Annotated in this window: 18 protein-coding genes; 16 read left to right on the forward strand and 2 right to left on the reverse strand. The window is 41.8% G+C overall.

Going from position 1 to position 16,665, the window contains the following annotated elements; all coding sequences use genetic code 11:
• The first annotated feature begins 445 nt into the window (after positions 1–445).
• The 8 genes from HZA08_00070 (at position 446) to HZA08_00105 (ending at position 7,406) form a co-directional block, all read left to right on the forward strand.
• Positions 446–2,044: a transposase gene (locus HZA08_00070; protein MBI5191821.1), complete on the forward strand. Its 1,599-nt coding sequence runs from the start codon at positions 446–448 to the stop codon at positions 2,042–2,044.
• Positions 2,013–2,774, forward strand: coding sequence for an ATP-binding protein (locus HZA08_00075; GenBank protein ID MBI5191822.1), 762 nt, complete (start codon positions 2,013–2,015; stop codon positions 2,772–2,774). The genes HZA08_00070 and HZA08_00075 overlap by 32 nt, the downstream gene beginning before the upstream one ends.
• A 110-nt stretch (positions 2,775–2,884) precedes the next feature.
• Positions 2,885–3,097, forward strand: coding sequence for a PIN domain-containing protein (locus HZA08_00080; protein MBI5191823.1), 213 nt, complete (start codon positions 2,885–2,887; stop codon positions 3,095–3,097).
• A 1-nt stretch (position 3,098) separates the two neighbouring features.
• A complete protein-coding gene (locus HZA08_00085) occupies positions 3,099–3,248 on the forward strand; it encodes a hypothetical protein (GenBank protein MBI5191824.1) in 150 nt (49 codons plus the stop codon).
• 472 nt (positions 3,249–3,720) lie between these two features.
• Positions 3,721–4,155: a hypothetical protein gene (locus HZA08_00090; GenBank protein MBI5191825.1), complete on the forward strand. Its 435-nt coding sequence runs from the start codon at positions 3,721–3,723 to the stop codon at positions 4,153–4,155.
• Between the two features lie 2 nt (positions 4,156–4,157).
• A complete protein-coding gene (locus HZA08_00095) occupies positions 4,158–6,650 on the forward strand; it encodes a caspase family protein (protein ID MBI5191826.1) in 2,493 nt (830 codons plus the stop codon).
• Between the two features lie 34 nt (positions 6,651–6,684).
• Positions 6,685–7,002 carry a nucleotidyltransferase domain-containing protein gene (locus HZA08_00100; GenBank protein ID MBI5191827.1) on the forward strand — a complete coding sequence of 106 codons (318 nt, stop codon included), beginning with the start codon at positions 6,685–6,687 and terminating at the stop codon, positions 7,000–7,002.
• On the forward strand, positions 6,999–7,406 hold the full coding sequence (locus HZA08_00105; protein MBI5191828.1) for a HEPN domain-containing protein: 408 nt from the start codon (positions 6,999–7,001) through the stop codon (positions 7,404–7,406). Before HZA08_00100 ends, HZA08_00105 begins: the two co-directional genes overlap by 4 nt.
• 29 nt (positions 7,407–7,435) lie before the next feature.
• Here the strand turns inward: HZA08_00105 and HZA08_00110 are convergent, their stop codons facing one another.
• The gene (locus HZA08_00110; GenBank protein ID MBI5191829.1) at positions 7,436–7,876 is read right to left on the reverse strand and encodes a PIN domain-containing protein; all 441 of its coding nucleotides are present in this window, start codon (positions 7,874–7,876) and stop codon (positions 7,436–7,438) included.
• Positions 7,873–8,148, reverse strand: coding sequence for an AbrB/MazE/SpoVT family DNA-binding domain-containing protein (locus HZA08_00115; GenBank protein MBI5191830.1), 276 nt, complete (start codon positions 8,146–8,148; stop codon positions 7,873–7,875). Before HZA08_00115 ends, HZA08_00110 begins: the two co-directional genes overlap by 4 nt.
• A gap of 120 nt (positions 8,149–8,268) precedes the next feature.
• Between HZA08_00115 and HZA08_00120 the strand changes: the two genes are divergently transcribed.
• The 8 genes from HZA08_00120 (at position 8,269) to HZA08_00155 (ending at position 16,463) form a co-directional block, all read left to right on the forward strand.
• Complete coding sequence (locus HZA08_00120) at positions 8,269–8,553, forward strand: BrnT family toxin (protein ID MBI5191831.1); 285 nt, start codon at positions 8,269–8,271, stop codon at positions 8,551–8,553.
• Positions 8,546–8,836, forward strand: coding sequence for an antitoxin (locus HZA08_00125; GenBank protein ID MBI5191832.1), 291 nt, complete (start codon positions 8,546–8,548; stop codon positions 8,834–8,836). The genes HZA08_00120 and HZA08_00125 overlap by 8 nt, the downstream gene beginning before the upstream one ends.
• Positions 8,837–8,897: 61 nt before the next feature.
• Complete coding sequence (locus tag HZA08_00130) at positions 8,898–9,986, forward strand: 3-dehydroquinate synthase (GenBank protein MBI5191833.1); 1,089 nt, start codon at positions 8,898–8,900, stop codon at positions 9,984–9,986.
• A gap of 22 nt (positions 9,987–10,008) precedes the next feature.
• Positions 10,009–11,652: a nif-specific transcriptional activator NifA gene (gene nifA, locus HZA08_00135; GenBank protein ID MBI5191834.1), complete on the forward strand. Its 1,644-nt coding sequence runs from the start codon at positions 10,009–10,011 to the stop codon at positions 11,650–11,652.
• Positions 11,652–12,551 (forward strand): YicC family protein, encoded by a 900-nt coding sequence (locus tag HZA08_00140; GenBank protein MBI5191835.1) that lies wholly within the window; start codon positions 11,652–11,654, stop codon positions 12,549–12,551. The genes nifA and HZA08_00140 overlap by 1 nt, the downstream gene beginning before the upstream one ends.
• An 89-nt stretch (positions 12,552–12,640) precedes the next feature.
• Positions 12,641–13,057, forward strand: a complete 417-nt coding sequence (locus tag HZA08_00145; GenBank protein ID MBI5191836.1) for a peptide chain release factor-like protein — start codon at positions 12,641–12,643, stop codon at positions 13,055–13,057.
• A gap of 68 nt (positions 13,058–13,125) precedes the next feature.
• Positions 13,126–15,834 carry a PEGA domain-containing protein gene (locus HZA08_00150; protein ID MBI5191837.1) on the forward strand — a complete coding sequence of 903 codons (2,709 nt, stop codon included), beginning with the start codon at positions 13,126–13,128 and terminating at the stop codon, positions 15,832–15,834.
• Between the two features lie 95 nt (positions 15,835–15,929).
• Positions 15,930–16,463 (forward strand): OsmC family protein, encoded by a 534-nt coding sequence (locus HZA08_00155; GenBank protein MBI5191838.1) that lies wholly within the window; start codon positions 15,930–15,932, stop codon positions 16,461–16,463.
• Positions 16,464–16,665: the final 202 nt, after the last annotated feature.

The raw sequence follows: 16,665 nt of genomic DNA on the forward strand, positions 1-16,665 counted from the left end.
AGACTACATCAGTCTCTTGGATACAGAACCCCAAGGGAGATATATTTTGAAATAGTGGGTTCAACTATAACAAGTGCAGGTTAAAATGATCCACCTTAATAAACCCATTTTTTTGTCTTGACAATGGGGAGCATTATACTTGAAACAATAGCAATCTTCTCAATAATGCAGAAGATAAAAAGTAATGGATTATCGCTTATATGGTCTTTCATTATAGATTACGAAAATAGCATAAATCCTCATGATGATGTAAGGTGTTACGTCCCACCAATTCGGTACCGATTTTAGGGGTCTGATCCCCACATAATCGGTACCAGTTTTAGGGAGCTTGTTCCCACCAAAACGGTACCAGTTTAAAGGCATCTATTCCCATGTAAACGAGACTACCTGTTAATCTTTGTTATGATGACTTTCTTTTAACATGTTTTGTTAAAAGGAGGATTACATGACGAGAGGGAACAGGAGGCGGTTGATGGAGAGAAAGATAGTTGAGCAGTTGGTGTCAGGCAAAGGATTTAATGCAGTCTGTTGTGATCTAAGGGTAGGGAGGAACCGTGCAGCCCATGTACGGGAGAAAGTCCGTGAATATGGTTATCTGGACGGTAGCACCCCCATTCCTCCCTACCCTGAAGCCCTATTCCCTGACCCTGTTGACGGACGTTCATTAAAGGAATCTGAACCAGATGTAGAGTTGCAGAAGCAGCGGGAGTGGATTGTAGAGAGGCTACAGGCCGGCTGGCAGCCTATAACAATATTTGAGGAGCTCTCGGTAGGAGGAATAGGTCGTTCAAGCTTTTACAGATTCATGCACCGCCATAAGCTGGCTGAGCTTGGAGAGAGTGTCCGGAGATCAATAGTAGAGGAGATTATATATGCCCCTGGAGAAGCATTGATAATTGACTGGGGTAAGCTTAGGGATGTCATTAATCCTGATAGTGGCAAGAAGCAGACTTTATGGATGTTTGTGGGAGTACTCGGGCACTCCAGATACATGATGGTTCGTCTTGTATTGTCATGTGATGTAGGAACCACGCTGACCACATTAGAGGAGATGTTTCGGGAATTAGGTGGCATACCAGGGCGGATTATTTCAGACAACCCGAAATGTTTTTCCCTGGTGGCATCCAGATATGAGCCTATACTAAACCCTGCATATGAGAGATTTGCCGCCCACTACGGAACCATGATCGAATGCCTGCCCCCAAGGGCTCCGGAACTCAAAGGCAAGGTTGAGAGGATGATACCTTTTGTAAGACGGCTATATCAGGCACATGGGGATGTGTGGGGTGGTCTTTCCGAGTCTCAATGCTACTTAGACAGAAAAGTTACCGTTGCCAATGAGAGAAAACACGGAACGATCCGCAAAAGGCCCATTGATGTATTCATAGAGGAAGAGGCGCCTCACCTTAAGGTACTACCTGGTGTTTCATATGAGATTGAAGAGTTCCATGATGGACGTGTCAGGCAGGACTGCCACGTCCGGTTTCGCAGTAAATACTACTCTGTTGAAGAGAAGTACAGGGGTAAGAGAGTGTTTGTGATCGGCAACCGGAAACAGGTGTCCATATATCATGAAGGCACACTGATAGAGGTTCATGCGCGTATTACTGACCCTTACGTGTCAAAGAGCACCAAGGCCTGCCATAAGGCACCCTGGGAGCGGGCGACGCAAGATGGCTCATACTACAGGCAGCGGGCATCAAAGCTTGGGCCTTGCGTTGAGCAAGTTATACATCACCTGCTCATGCAGGGGGATGGTTTTATAGATACAAGGAAGGTATGGGGTATACTCTCCCTTGATAAGAAGTATTCCCCGGATGAGATTAATGAATCATGCAGGAGGGCCATATCTGTGGACTCATACAGTTACAGGACTGTGCTCGGATTTCTTCAATGCAAAACTGAGACTGAAGATAAGAGGGATATGATTACAGATTCCAACAAACAGCCATCAAAGTTTATAAGGCCAATGAATGCGTATAAACAACTATTAGACAAGGAGGAGAAAGATTATGAATATAGAGACAGTGCGCCATCAGTTTAAGGCACTCAGACTACATACTGCTGCAACAGAACTGGAGGAGGTGGTATCAGAGCACAAAAAGGCTGTATCGCTTACATGGATCAGCGATTTATTAGAACGTGAGATTGATGCCAGAAAAGAGAAGGCATTGACGGCCCGAATTAAACGTGCCAGCTTCCCTGAGATTACCACGCTTGAGGGGTTTAACTGGTCATTTAACCCTGAGATTAATGAGGATCAGATTAGAGGGCTTGCCACACTGGATTTTATTCAGTTAAATCAGATATCTCTTTTCTTAGGCCAGCATGGTACAGGAAAGACTCATTTAGCCCTTGCAATAGGTGTGCTTGCAGCAAACAGAGGGTATCGGGTATATTGCAGCAGTGTAAAGAGGCTTGCCATGGAAATAGTTCAGGCAAGGCTTAAGAATAATCTTGATATCCTGTTTAAGAAGATACTGTCTTCAAAGCTATGGATTCTTGATGACTGGGGTGTAACCACTATGAGCAGGGAGATTGCAGAGGAGGTGTTTGATCTATTCGACAGGCGCAAATACAGTTCAGCCATGATACTTACATCTAACCGTGACATAGATGAGTGGCCGCAGGTATTTCCGGACCCTGTAATAGCAAATGCAACTATTGACAGGATATTCGACAGGGCAGAGATATGCTTGTTTAAAGGAAGAAGTTATCGTTTAAAAGGCAGGATTGAGGTAAAAAACATTGACTTAAAAGTTAATACAAAATAACATTATGAAAATGGTGGTCTCGAATATCTGGGAATGAAGTGGTACCGGTTACCTGGGACGTGACAGTAAGGTAGGAGGTAGAATACCTTTCTTCCTTAGCTTCAGAAAATATTCTTCCCAGCGATGCAATTGCCAATAAGGCAAAGAAGTTTGAGTCCAAGGGTATAAAGCCAAGGGATGCTTTGCATATTGCATGTGCCTTAGAAGCCGGTGCAGACTATTTTCTGACATGCGATGATAAGCTTATAAAGAAGGCATCTCCTATAAGGGGGTTGAAGATTCTGAATCCGATACGCTTTATTGAAGAAACGGAGGAAAAATAAAATGAAAGAGTTGACAAGTGATTTTGAGGTAAGAGAAAAGGGGCTTCGTACTCTATTTAAAAATCTTGGTGAAGTAGATGCAATACGGTTCTTATCCCAGATTACATACGAAAAAAGGGATTACCTGAAGCTTCAAGACAAACTTTTTTGAGGGAATGAGCGTAGAGGAAATTTATAAAAGAGCTAAGGAATATTCTGAGAAAAAAGAAAAGGAGAAAAAGGCATAACAGCGGTTCCGTATCTTTAAACAGGGTTGAGGGTCTCCTGACGTAATGGTCTGGATAGACCTTCAAAACCAGCGGAATAACTGCTATGGAGGATATGGGCCAGGGTTGTATTATTATGTGCTGGCTTCTGATATAGAGAGGTTTGCTGTTGAATTGTCATGAAACGGGGGCTCACAAAGGAAAACGACAATCCCCCCCTTTGTTCAAGGGGGGGCTGGGGGGGTGATTTTCGGATGGATCGAAGACAGAGTTGACCTTATGTAATGGCGGAATGAAAAGTGATGATTCAAGCCCCCATGCTCATGCTGTATTTTTGTTTTTTGTCTTGACTCTGCATGTGCAAATCCTTTACATTATCGTTATAATATCAGGGGAAATTTACCTGTTAATCAATGGTTGGGTGTTCGAAAAACTAACCGTACATGTTCACGGGAGGAAACAATGACAATAGCTCATGTTACATTCAGGCGTCTTGTTCAAGACTCACAGGATTACGGCTCGAATGATGAACACATGGTGTCTCGGGCGTTCTTCGATATGAGAATTGGTGATCGTGCCTACCAAGACCTCAGTGTAGACATCAAACAACCGGTTGGCTCCAACTTCGAGTCATCACCCTTGGAAATATCAAAACCAAACGGGTACAACGGGCAGTTCAATCACCAAGCATTCCGAGAGGCCGTTGAGAGATACTATCGAAACATGGTTGGCTCATCCGGTTCCGGTATCTGTATTTCAGGAGGTGCCTCAAACATTCGTATGCGAGATAATACATTCATTCAGGAGGCGTATGTGGAGTTTGAGGTAAGCAAAGATGGTCCGGCTTGGTAAGTATGGCCAACTTATTTAATTACATAAGAATTGTTATAATTATCCTCTTTATTTTAATTACTGGCTATCCTGATAATGTGGCCGTACAAGGACAAACATTAGATATAGGTGAAGAGCATACCATATCCTCCCAAAAATCCGATGGCATTTATATCCCGCTTAATACTGCGTTTACTGATGTAAGGAGGACAGTTTTAAAGGTGCCGTCGCCCGATCATAAGACTATCTATAGCATTGATAGAAGGATAGTTGCATCAGCACCAAAGACAGAACCAGAAAAAATCATGCTATGGAATACTGTAACAGGGGCAAGCTTAGATATACGCCCTGCAGAATTGATTAAAGCATGGGGTTTATTTCCTGATGGCAAAATACTTGCCACTGGAGGTGAGAAAAATATAACACTTTGGGATACTGCAACTGGTTCGCTTTTAAAAGTGCTAAAAGGATTCACTCTTGGTTATCCATTTGCCCTCAGCCCTGACGGTAAAATGCTCGCTACTGTAAATAATAAAAAGGTTATTATCAGGAATGTTGATACAGGCAATATAATAAAAGAACTTAAGGGAATTCCTGCTAAAACTGATTTACAATTCTTATCCTTTAGCATTGATGGGAGGATACTTGTACTTCAGAATAGTTATTCATCAGTGATTATTTGGAACACGGCAACATGGAATAAGATAGAATTCAAAAACATTAATGACGACGTGGTATTCAGTCCTGATGGAAGGCTTTTTGGAATTAGAATACTGTTTCTGAAAGAAGGAGAAAGCCATTGGAGGTCTGTTGTATATTTCTTTAATGCCAAAACGTTGAGTAAGGTAGCAACTATAACCTCACGAGATGTTTCCTTTAGCTCTGATGGTAAAATACTCGCTGCCACTGATACAGGAGAGTCTGTTACCTTATGGGATACAGCAACATGGCATAGAATAAGGACTTTTGCCACAGCCCCAGATAATTGCGGGGAAATCTTTCATATTGCCTTTAGTCCTGATAATAGAACTATAGTTACAGATTATTGGGGCGAATTTATTATATTATGGGATTCTGTTTCTGGAAATAGGATAAAGGTTCTTGCTCCTGAGCGTTATGGTTATAGTTATATAGGTAACATTTTTTTCAGCCCGGATGGTAGGAAGCTTTTTAATTATAGAGATGAATTGGCACCTCCTCCTCCTCCTCCTTCTCCTTCTCCGGAAGTATGCTTACCATTTGAAATCTCCCTTCTATCTGAAAGATCTCCCCAACCTATAAGAAAGTATAGTGAAGAGCCTGAACCAATTAATGTCTGGAACCTTCCTGATTTTTATGTAACTGAACAATTCAAAAAGGATGAATTTGAGAGTGTTCGTGAATATAACGAAAGGGTTAAAAAGCTCGAAGTTCCGTTTTCATCTCCTGTAAACCTTCGAGACTATGATGCAGAAAAGTTGGGATTTCATGCTGAACTTGGGGGTACAGAGATATTTATACCGGCGCCCAAAGAAAAGGCAAGAGAACTTGCAATGAATAAAGAAAATGTCCTTGTAACAGGCAGTCTTAGATATTTTAACTCTGAGAGACTTGAACTTGTAAATGCGGTATTGACTACTGGTGCCCCGCAATCCCCTGCCTACGCTTATAAAACGCCTGGCGTTTACGTCACTGCAACAGCTCCCGTTGAAAATATTGCTGAGGCAGTTCACAGGCTCAACATCAGTGCGGCAAAGGAGCATAAGGACTACTTTGCAGTTGTGATTGGTATTGAGAGGTACAGGGATATAAAGAGTGATGCCATGTATGCTGTGAAAGATGCTGAGTGGGTAAAGGAATATCTGATAAAAGGTGTTGGAATCCCGAAGGCGAATATCAGGACACTGATAAATGAGAATGCTACAAAGGGGGATATTGAAAAGACTGTGGAGGTATGGCTCAGGAATAAGGTAAAGGGGGGTAACTCGATGGTATTCTTTTACTACTCAGGCCACGGGGCGCCTGATGTAAAAGGGGATACTGAGGCCTTCATTGTTCCTTATGACGGCGACCCTGATTATCTTGAAAAGACCGCCTATCCGCTCAAGTCCCTGTATGCAAGCCTCAGTCAGTTGCCGTCCGGTAATGTCATTGCTGTTCTTGACTCGTGTTTTGCCGGGAGAGGCGACAGGTCTGTGTTGGCAAGCGGGGTTAAGCCGATAGTGCTGGAGGTTAAAAATCCCTATATTGCTACGGGAAACACGGTCGTGCTTGCGGCGGCAGAGCCAAAGGAGGTCAGCTCAGCATACAGCGATACAGGCCACGGGCTTTTCACATACTACCTGCTGAGAGGGCTTAATGGTGAGGCGGATACAAATGGCGACGGGTGGGTTGAGTTAAATGAGCTTTTCACTTATACAGACACGAAGGTTATTGAGACCGCCGGTGAGATGAACCGTGAGCAGCCCCCTGTAATATCGCCGAGGGTGGAAGACCTTGGGGAGAGAGGGAAGATGAGGTTGACGAAGGTGAGATGACTTATGATATTGTAATTTGAGAAGGGGTAATGAGATGAATAAAGAAATTTATGTAAAATTAAGAAATATCAGTAAACGATTAAAGAAGGAGTATCACGCACAGGAAGTCATCCTGTTTGGTTCTTATGCCACAGGCAAAGCTACAAAAGACAGTGATGTTGACCTGTTTATTATTGCGTCTACAAAAGAAAGATTTTTTGAGAGAATGGCAACTGTTAAGCGCCTTATACGGGATTTGCGGGATGGATTCCCTGTCTCCCCTATTGTCTTAACACCCATTGAATTGGAAAATAGGAAAAAGGCAGGAGATCAATTTGTTCTACAGATATTAGAATCCGGGATGGTTTTATGAAGAAAAATAAAGATGTTGTAAACATTGAGGAGTGGGTAGAAATTGCAAGAAAAGATTGGAAACGATTGAAGAGAAGTCTAAGAGCCGTAGATGCTGAGGCAGCCGGTTTCTTCTTACAGCAATCATTAGAAAAGTATCTCAAGGCATTTATACTAAAGCATGGATGGAATTTGCGTAAGATTCATGAACTTGATTCATTATTAGATGATGCTGCAAAATGTAATCCTATTCTTGAGAATTTTCGGGATATATGTGAACGTGTGTCAGGATATTATTTTGCCGACAGATATCCTCCTCTCGGCGTATTAGATCTTACCTGTGAAGACGTTAAAAAGGATTTAAAAGATGTAAGAAAATTTATCAGGACAATGTTTCCTGATGAGAAATTAGATTCCCGAAAATAACAATAACAAAAACCTTGTAACATCTTTGTTTACGGTGAAGTGATAGTCTGCATTAATTTCTCAGATGCGACTCTCTTAAAGTCTGCAACATTCAACGTTATAAGCTGGTCTGCCCCTGCTTTTATTGCTGACTGTGCTATCAATGCGTCATAGATGATGCCGCCTGATAGCTGATCGCCGGATACTTTTTGGATAACAGAAATGTAATCGGATTTTGAAAGGGAAACAATTTCAAATGTCCCTATGAGGTTTTTCTTGATAAGTTGCCAGGCAGCATCAGGGCTTATACGCGGCTGAACAGGCATTGAAGAGAGAACAGCATAAACCTCCGCAAGACTGTGAGCGGCTATAATGCCATGAAATTTATTCTGTCTGGCGTCTCGAAGGTATTTGAAAGCTATTGCATGTTCCGGATGGGATGTAACCATCGCTGCCACAAGAATGGATGTGTCCAGAAGGATTTTTTTCACTCTGAAACCCCACTGAGTTTTTTGAGCCTCTGATGGCGGACTCTTTTCTCAAAACTTTCTATAGGTTCTACGGCGTCACACCTGGCAACCATAACACCTTCTTTATTAACAAGAATAGATTTCTCTATTATGGGATGAAGTGTAATCTCTTTATCATGCTCCTCAATCTTGAGATTACTTCCAGGAGTTAATCCAAGATTTACCCTCATTTTCTTAGGAATGAGTACCCGTCCAAATTTATCCAGAGTTGTTTTGTAAGATAATTTTTTCATATTGGCAATATAGCTTGTAAATTGGCAAAAGTCAAACACTATGGGTTGACATGGGAGGGAAGTAGATGGTTGACATGTATTCGTGAATAATATAAATTGTAGAATACAAAAGGCATACAAATGAAATATTTTGACTGGGATGACGAAAAAAACAGACTTTTGAAGGATGTTCGGGGAGTATCATTTGAAGAAGTCGTGCTGGCTATAGAGAACGGGGATTTACTTGACAGGCTTAAGCATCCTAACAGTGCGAAGTATCCGAATCAAATGGTTTTTTATGTTAGTATAAATGGCTATGTGTATGCTGTACCATTTGTAGAAGATGACGAAAAAATATTTTTGAAATCTATCATACCGGATCGAAAAGCGAATAAGAAATATCTGGGAGGCACAGGCGATGAATAAATTAAAATTTTTCGACGATGAAGAAAAAAAACTTATTAAATCATTAGAAAAGGAAGAATGGGTTTCTGACTTTAATAAGGAAATAAAAAAAGAATACCAGGAATATGCTAAGCAAAGTTTGAGCAAACAAAAACGGATCAATATTCGGATGACTGAAAGGGACTTAAAAAAGATTCAAGTGAAGGCATTACAAGAAGGTTTGCCCTATCAATCACTTATATCCATGCTCATTCACAAGTTCAACGAAGGAGAGCTTTCCTTCGGTAAAAAGAAACATGCCTAACAAACTGTAATGTGTCTATCGTTATTCTTTTTCAAAAGATATTTCGCTTAATGGAGGTTTTATGAGGACAGTGAGGGTTATGCTGGGGCAGAGGAGTTATGATATCAGGATAGGGTATAACATTATGGAAGAGCTGAAGGAGTATATCCATAACCTGTCAATCGGGAAAAAGTCGGCTGTTATTACCAATCCTAAATTGAAGAAGCTATATGGAGAAGGTGTTTGTAATCAGCTTCAGAAGGCAGGGATTTCTCCGACTGTTATTGAATTGCCGGCAGGGGAGAGGTACAAGACCCTGAGGTCTGTTTCCAGAATCTATGATGTCCTGATAAGGGAGCGGTTTGAACGTAACTCTTCAATTATTGCATTAGGTGGAGGGGTAGTCGGAGACATCTCAGGGTTTGCAGCGGCAACTTATCTGCGGGGGGTGCCGTACATCCAGATTCCTACATCATTATTGGCACAGGTAGACAGCAGTGTCGGAGGAAAGACAGGGGTGGACCATGCACTCGGCAAGAATCTTATAGGGGCCTTTTATCAGCCTGTACTTGTATGGGTAGATGTTGCTGTATTAAAGACACTGCACCGCAGGGAATTTATTTCCGGGATGGCGGAGGTCATTAAATATGGTGTTATTGCTGATGAGAAATTTTTCAGTTTTATTGAAGAAAATTACAGGGGAATCCTTACGCTTGATCCTGATTTATTAATTCATCTGATTGAAAGGTCATGTGAGATTAAGGCCGGAGTAGTCAGCGAGGATGAGCAGGAGAAGGGGCTTAGGGCTATCCTCAATTTCGGGCACACAATCGGTCATGCAATAGAGACTATTACCGGTTATAAACAATATCTGCACGGCGAGGCAGTGGCCCTTGGGATGGTGTGTGCTGCAAAGCTGGGACAAATAACAGGGTTATGTAATCAGGATGTTCATGACAGGCTTAAAAGGCTGTGCAGTCTGACAGGGTTACAAACATCCATACCGCAGATTAGTTTTGACACCCTTTGGGACGTAATGCAGAGGGATAAGAAGGTTGTGAATGAAAGGGTGAGATTTATTATTCCTACAAGGATTGGTGAAGTAAAGATTATTGATAATATTGAAAAGGAACAATTGAAACAGGCTTTACATTTATGTTATAGTCTTTGACAATTTCGTAAACTCAATAAAAATGCAAAACAATAATAATACAAATCATACAACCAATGACCTCATCAAAAAAAAGGTTGAACTCACTACATTATATGAGATTGCTAAGAGCCTGAGCACATACACTTCACCTGAGCCGGAAGAGATCCTCGGCTCGATCCTTGAGATACTTTCAGCAAATATGGGGATGAGGCACGGCACAATAACCCTCCTTGACCCGGCAACAAAACAACTCTATATAGAAGTTGCACATGGTCTAACTGATGAGGAAAAGGGGCGCGGTGTTTATAATATCGGAGAGGGGATAACAGGCCGTGTTGTTGCAACCGGTGAACCGGCGATTATTCCGGATATAGGAAAGGAACCGCTCTTTCTGGACAGGACAAAGTCAAGGGGCGACCTTACAGAAAAAACTATATCCTTTATATCAGTTCCTATTCAGGTCAAAGGGGAGACGATTGGGGTACTTAGTGTGGATAGACTCCCCCTCACCCATCCCTCTCCCCCAAGGGGAAAGGGTAAGAGTGTTGAGGAGGGGGAGTACAAGTCTCATAAAGAATCACTTGAAGAGGATATGAGGGTATTGACTATTGTTGCCTCCCTGATTGGACAGACCATAACAATTGCAAAAATGGTCGAGCTTGAGAAAAAGAGTCTGATTAAGGAGAAGCTGATCCTTCAGCGTGAGCTTAAATCTCCTTACAGATTTGCAAATATAGTCTTTCAAAGTGATAAGATGAGAGAAGTGTTGGATTCTGCATGGAGGGTAAGTCAGAGTAAGGCTACTGTACTGATAAGAGGTGAGAGCGGGACAGGCAAGGAGCTTATTGCCCGTGCAATACATTATCATAGTAAGCGGTGTGACAAGCCGTTTATAAGCATCAATTGTGCCGCCATACCTTATACGCTGATCGAGAGCGAACTATTTGGTCATGAGAAGGGTGCATTTACAGGTGCTATTCAAACAAAAAAAGGCCGCTTTGAACTTGCTGACACAGGAACATTATTCCTTGATGAGATAGGGGACATACCTATATCAACACAGGTAAAACTCCTGAGAGTGCTGCAGGAGAAGAAGTTTGAGCGGGTAGGCGGTTCTAAAAGCATAATAGTAGATGTCCGCATCATTACTGCTACAAATAAAGACCTTGAAGAGGCTGTAAGAAGGTCTGAATTCAGGGAGGACCTGTATTACAGATTGAATGTCGTTCCTATCAGGATACCGGCACTCAGAGACCGGAAAGAGGACATCCCGCCCCTTGTAGGCCATTTCCTCCAGATATACAACGAGGAAAACAGCAGGGAGGTAAAGATCTCAAATGAGGCCCTTGATACACTGCTGATGTATGATTGGCCCGGAAACGTCAGGGAGCTTGAGAACTGTGTTGAGCGGATGATTGTTATGTCAAAGAATGAGATCATAATGGCAGAGGATATCCCTGTAAATATTGGGATTAATTCCACATCAAACAAGTCAGTGGAAAATACGGGTGCCGGTAATATCAAGACACTTGACAGGACTGTAGAAGAGATGGAAAAAGAGAAGATCCTTGATGCCTTGAAAAGATGCGGCTATGTGCAGGCAAAGGCCGCAAGACAGCTCGGCATTACATCAAGACAGATAGGCTATAAGATGAAAAAGTACGGTATAGGAGAAAATGACTGATGATACAGAGCATGACAGGTTTCGGCAGCAGTGAGGGGAAATTTAATGGAGCAACTTTTAAGGTAGAGATTCGTTCTGTCAATCAGAGATATTGCGATATTAATGTAAGATTTCCTGATGCACTCGGAAGACTGGAACCGGCAGTCAGGAATAACATATCAAATACTTTTGCACGCGGAAAGTTTGAGGTTGTCTTGATTCAGGCAGACAGCACAGGTGATGAAGAAGTTCCTGCGATTAATAAGTCTACAATTAATCGTTATCAGGCGATCCTGAAAAGTTTGTCAAAAGAGTTCAAGGAACTTAATATTGATATGAAGCTTAATAATACCATCACTATTTCTGATTTATACCTGTTAGCAGAAAAAAACTCTTTCAAAAAGATGGATTACAGCGACAGAAAGGCTGATGATTTTCTGATAAACCTTCTCAAACAATCTATCGAAGACCTTAAAAAGATGAGGCTTAAAGAGGGGCAGATAATCAGCAAAGACATTCAAAAGCGGATAATTAAACTTGAGGCGATGATAAAGAAGATTTCCCGTCATATACCTCAGGTAGTAACTAATATGAAAAAACATTACCTCGGAAAGATAAAGGAACTCGCCGGTGCAATCACACTCGATATGAACAGGATACATCAGGAAGTTGCCATGATGATTGAAAAGATGGATGTTGAGGAAGAGCTTGTAAGACTCGGCAGTCATATCACACAGTTGAATGAGAAGATTACCAAAGGCGGCGTGGTCGGCCGCAGTCTTGATTTCCTCCTTCAGGAGATCAACCGTGAGATAAACACCATAGGCTCTAAATCCTCTGACAGCAAGATTTCACAAACAGTTATTGAAATGAAATCAGAGGTTGAGAGGATAAGGGAGCAGGTGCAGAATATTGAGTAACGGCAGGTAAGCGGTACACTCGTGGCTGTTTGTGTTATTAATTGTGTGATGCATGTCCAAATCAAGACCGTATATGTTAGAATTTTTCAATGAATAAATTTCCTGTCAGCTCTTCCAAAGAAGGTGACCTTAGAGAAAAGATGGAGGCGCTGAATATCCGGGAAGAGGATATTGAAGAGTCGTTTATCCGGTCAGGTGGAAAGGGTGGTCAGCATGTAAACAAGGTCTCCACGTGTGTCTACTTGAAACATCTCCCTACCGGTATTGAGGTGAAATGCCAGACTGAGCGATCCCAATCTCTGAACCGTTACAGGGCAAGGGTTATCCTTGTAAAAAAGATTGATGAGTTGATTAAAGGAAAGGAGAGCGAGGAGAGGCAAAGGGTTGAGAAGATACGCCGCCAGAAGAGAAAACGCTCAAAGCGGGCAAAAGAAAAGATGCTCGCAGATAAAAAGATCATTTCTGAAAAGAAGAAACTCCGTTCACGAAAGATAAATATGGAATAATGATAGGTTTGCTTGACTTACATATCCATAATATGCAAAATGGCATTATATTCTGGAGGAGATAAATTATGGTAGAAAAAGGTACTCCCCGTAGATTCTTATTTCTATTCAATACCGCATATTTCTTAATTGCCCTTATATTGCTGAACCCTTGCATATCAAGCTCACAGGAAGTATTTGAAAAGGTTTCTGAGACATCCGATTCTGCAAACATATCCGCCTTAATAATAGAGTCCAATCTGTCCGGTTCAGATGTTTATATTGATGACAATAAAAAAGGGCAAACGCCTTATACAATAAAAGACATCCTGCCGGGTGATCATATAATAAAGGTTACTGCAACGGGGAAGAAAGACTTTATCAGGACTGTGAATCTAAAACCCGGTGAAGAGATGAAAGTATCTGCTGATTTTCAGATCACAGGGTCTATTTCAGTTAATTCAGACCCTATTGAAGGGCATATATCACTTGATGGTAAAGAAATGGGTGTGACACCTGTTGTTATGAAAGAAGTAAACGTAGGTGAACATACACTTGCTGTTATAAAAGATGGTTATCATGAATCCAGTCAGAAAGTAAATATTAAGGAGAATGAGGTAAAAGAAATAAATATAAAGTTGGAACGGATAACATACACTGTAAAAATAACCTCAGTGCCGGAAGGCGGACAGCTTTTCTGGAATGATAATGTTAAGGGTGTGACACCTCTTACAGTTGATGATGTTATCCCCGGTACCTACAAAATCAGGATAAACAAGGAAGGTTATAATGACTATGAGGATGTAATTGAAATAAAAAACAGCGGAATCGAGAAGACATATAAGCTTACACAGTCAAGCGGCAATCTGACACTCAGGACGGATCCATTGGGTGCAGATATATATATTGATGGAAAGGTACTTGGTGTAACACCGACAAGTATCAGTTCCCTTCCAGTTAAACAATACACAGTTAAACTTAAAAAAGAGGGATACCTCGAAAAGATCCTCATGATAACACTTGAGAAAGATAAGACAACAGAGATTTCAGAGACGCTCTTGATAAGTGATACACAGAAGCCGGAGGTGATCTTTACGCCGCTCTCTTCAATTATCAAAGAAAATAAAAACCTGATAAAGGCAAAGGCTATGGACAATCAGAAGATGGGGGATGTCTCTTTGCTTATCAGACTGAAAGGGGAAACAAATTATAGGACTCTGAAGATGACAGCTCCGTCAGAGGGGCTTTATGAGATTCAGATACCCGATACATTTCAGGAAAAAGGGGCATTGATTGAATATTATTTGAACGCCTGTGATGCACAGCGCAATTGTGAGACATCAGGGAGTTCCGGTAGTCCTTATAAATTAAAGGTAATCAGTCTTGAACCTTATACAGAGGGATACGTACTTGAGGTCAACAGCAAAAAGAAGAAGGTTACACTTTCACTTGGGTCGGTGGACGGACTTACAAAGAAAGACAAGCTGATTGTCGTTAGGCCCGGCAAGGAGCTTAGGGATCCAAGGACTAATGACCTTCTTCATAAAGAAGAGATATATGTAGGTGTGGTAGAAGTTGACGAGGTTATGCCTAAGACATCTTATGCATATATCTATGACTATGAATTACCTGTTGAAATGAATGACAGAGTAAGGAAGCGTTCCTCATCCCCTATTGAGGTTGAGGCTGAAAGCGGCCGGCTCCTGAAGATAATATTAAAATGGTCGCCAAGCCCTGAGCCTGAAGTCAGAGGTTATTATATCTACCGCTCTCCAACAATTACCGGCAATTATCAGAGGCTCACGAAGATAACCAAAAAGGATATAACATCATTCGAAGACACATCTGATATTCAGCCTGCTTCTTCATTTTATTACAAGGTCAGTGCATTTAATACTTATGATACAGAAGGTTTGATGTCAGAGCCTGTTTATGGTAAGAGCCGCGGCGGACCGGTACCGCCCTCAATGTTACGCGCTATAAGCGGGATGCCGAAGATGATAAAACTGCAATGGGATAAACACACTGATAATGAGGTTAAGGGATATAAAATCTACAGGGGTGAAGGCGAGGCAGGGCCTTTTGCAGAGACTGCTATGAGTGATAAGAATGAATTTATTGATAAGTCACTGACAAGCGGGACAACCTATTATTATACTGTTACGGCATACTATTTATATAAAGGCGCAACAGTTGAAGGGGAACAGTCAAAGGCAGTATCCGCAATGACAAAAGAGGGGCCAAAAGTCCCTGCAGGATTGTCGGGTGAAAATGGTCTTCCTAAGAAGGCTGTTATCAAATGGGGTAAAGGTGAAGGCAGTACTCTTAAAGAATACTGGATTTACAGGGGAGACAGTGAGAAGATGCCGGCGGCTGTTTATTCAAAGGTGAATGGGAATGTATTTACATTTACTGACAAAGACCTGAAGAATAATACGGCATATTATTACGCAGTCAGGGCTGTGGATACGGACGGGCTTGAGAGCAGTCTCTCAGAAGTAACACAGGTTACGACCAAACCGCTTCCAAGGCAACCTGCTGGAATAAAGTCGCAGGTATCTGAAGGAAAGGTATTACTAAACTGGGAGGCTAATGAAGAAAAAGACATCAAGGGTTATAACATATTCAAAAAAGGCGGATTCTTTGGTGACACAAAATTAGCGACTGTACCGGATAAGCAATATGAAATGAAGCTTGATGAAAAGACAAAGGCTTTATCCATTTATATTACTGCGGTTGATAATGACGGCCTTGAGAGTGAGGCATCGGAAGTAGTTGAGATAAAGGTTAAAGAATAGGTAGAGGGTTAGAGCTTGCCCCCGAAGTAGTAATCGGGGGGTGGGGATGGGGTTGATTTTCGGATGAATATAATTTAAACAGAAAGGATACTCAAATGGCAAAAAAGAATAATGTTGATCTTGAAAAAGTAATGGCGTACGGCGAGGCGGTCAAAGGAGACCCTTCGAAGGCGAGGAAGACACAGGTCATAGAAGGGGAGTGGAATGTAAATGATGACAAGGCACAGTTCAGGTCTTCTATTAAGTTTGAAGGGGGACAGACTGTATTTGAGGCAGACAGCCCGACATTCATGGGCGGTGGAGGCAATCTTCCAGGTCCCATGCATTACTGCTTCTATGGCCTTGCATCATGTTATACAGCAACCTTTGCCACGATGGCATCCATGCTCGGCATCGAGCTAAAGAAGCTCACAACAAGGGTCGAGGCAGATGTAAACTTCAGCAGGGTATTCGGACTTGGTGATGCCCCTGTTATGGAAGAGGTACGTGTAACACTCAATGTTGTCAGCGATGCACCGGAGGAAAAGATAAAAGAGGCAGAGGAGATGGCAATACAGCGGTGTCCGGTTGTATTTACATTGAAGAATCCTGTTAAACTGACACCGTTTATTAAGATAACTCGTGAATAATGAGTAAGGAAATCCGGTATGGTGGATATGAATTTAGAAGAATCGTAAGGAATGAACAGTCCCTGTCACCAAATGCCTTTCCCGATATAATTCTGACAGCAAAACAGATCCTCGGATTATAAGAAACCCTGTTTATCACCGGCTAATCTGCACTTGTTTAAGATTATATAATATGCTAACATTCCACTTATTTTCACAATAT

The organism is Nitrospirota bacterium (genome assembly GCA_016212215.1).
Taxonomy (GTDB): domain Bacteria; phylum Nitrospirota; class 9FT-COMBO-42-15; order HDB-SIOI813; family HDB-SIOI813; genus JACRGV01.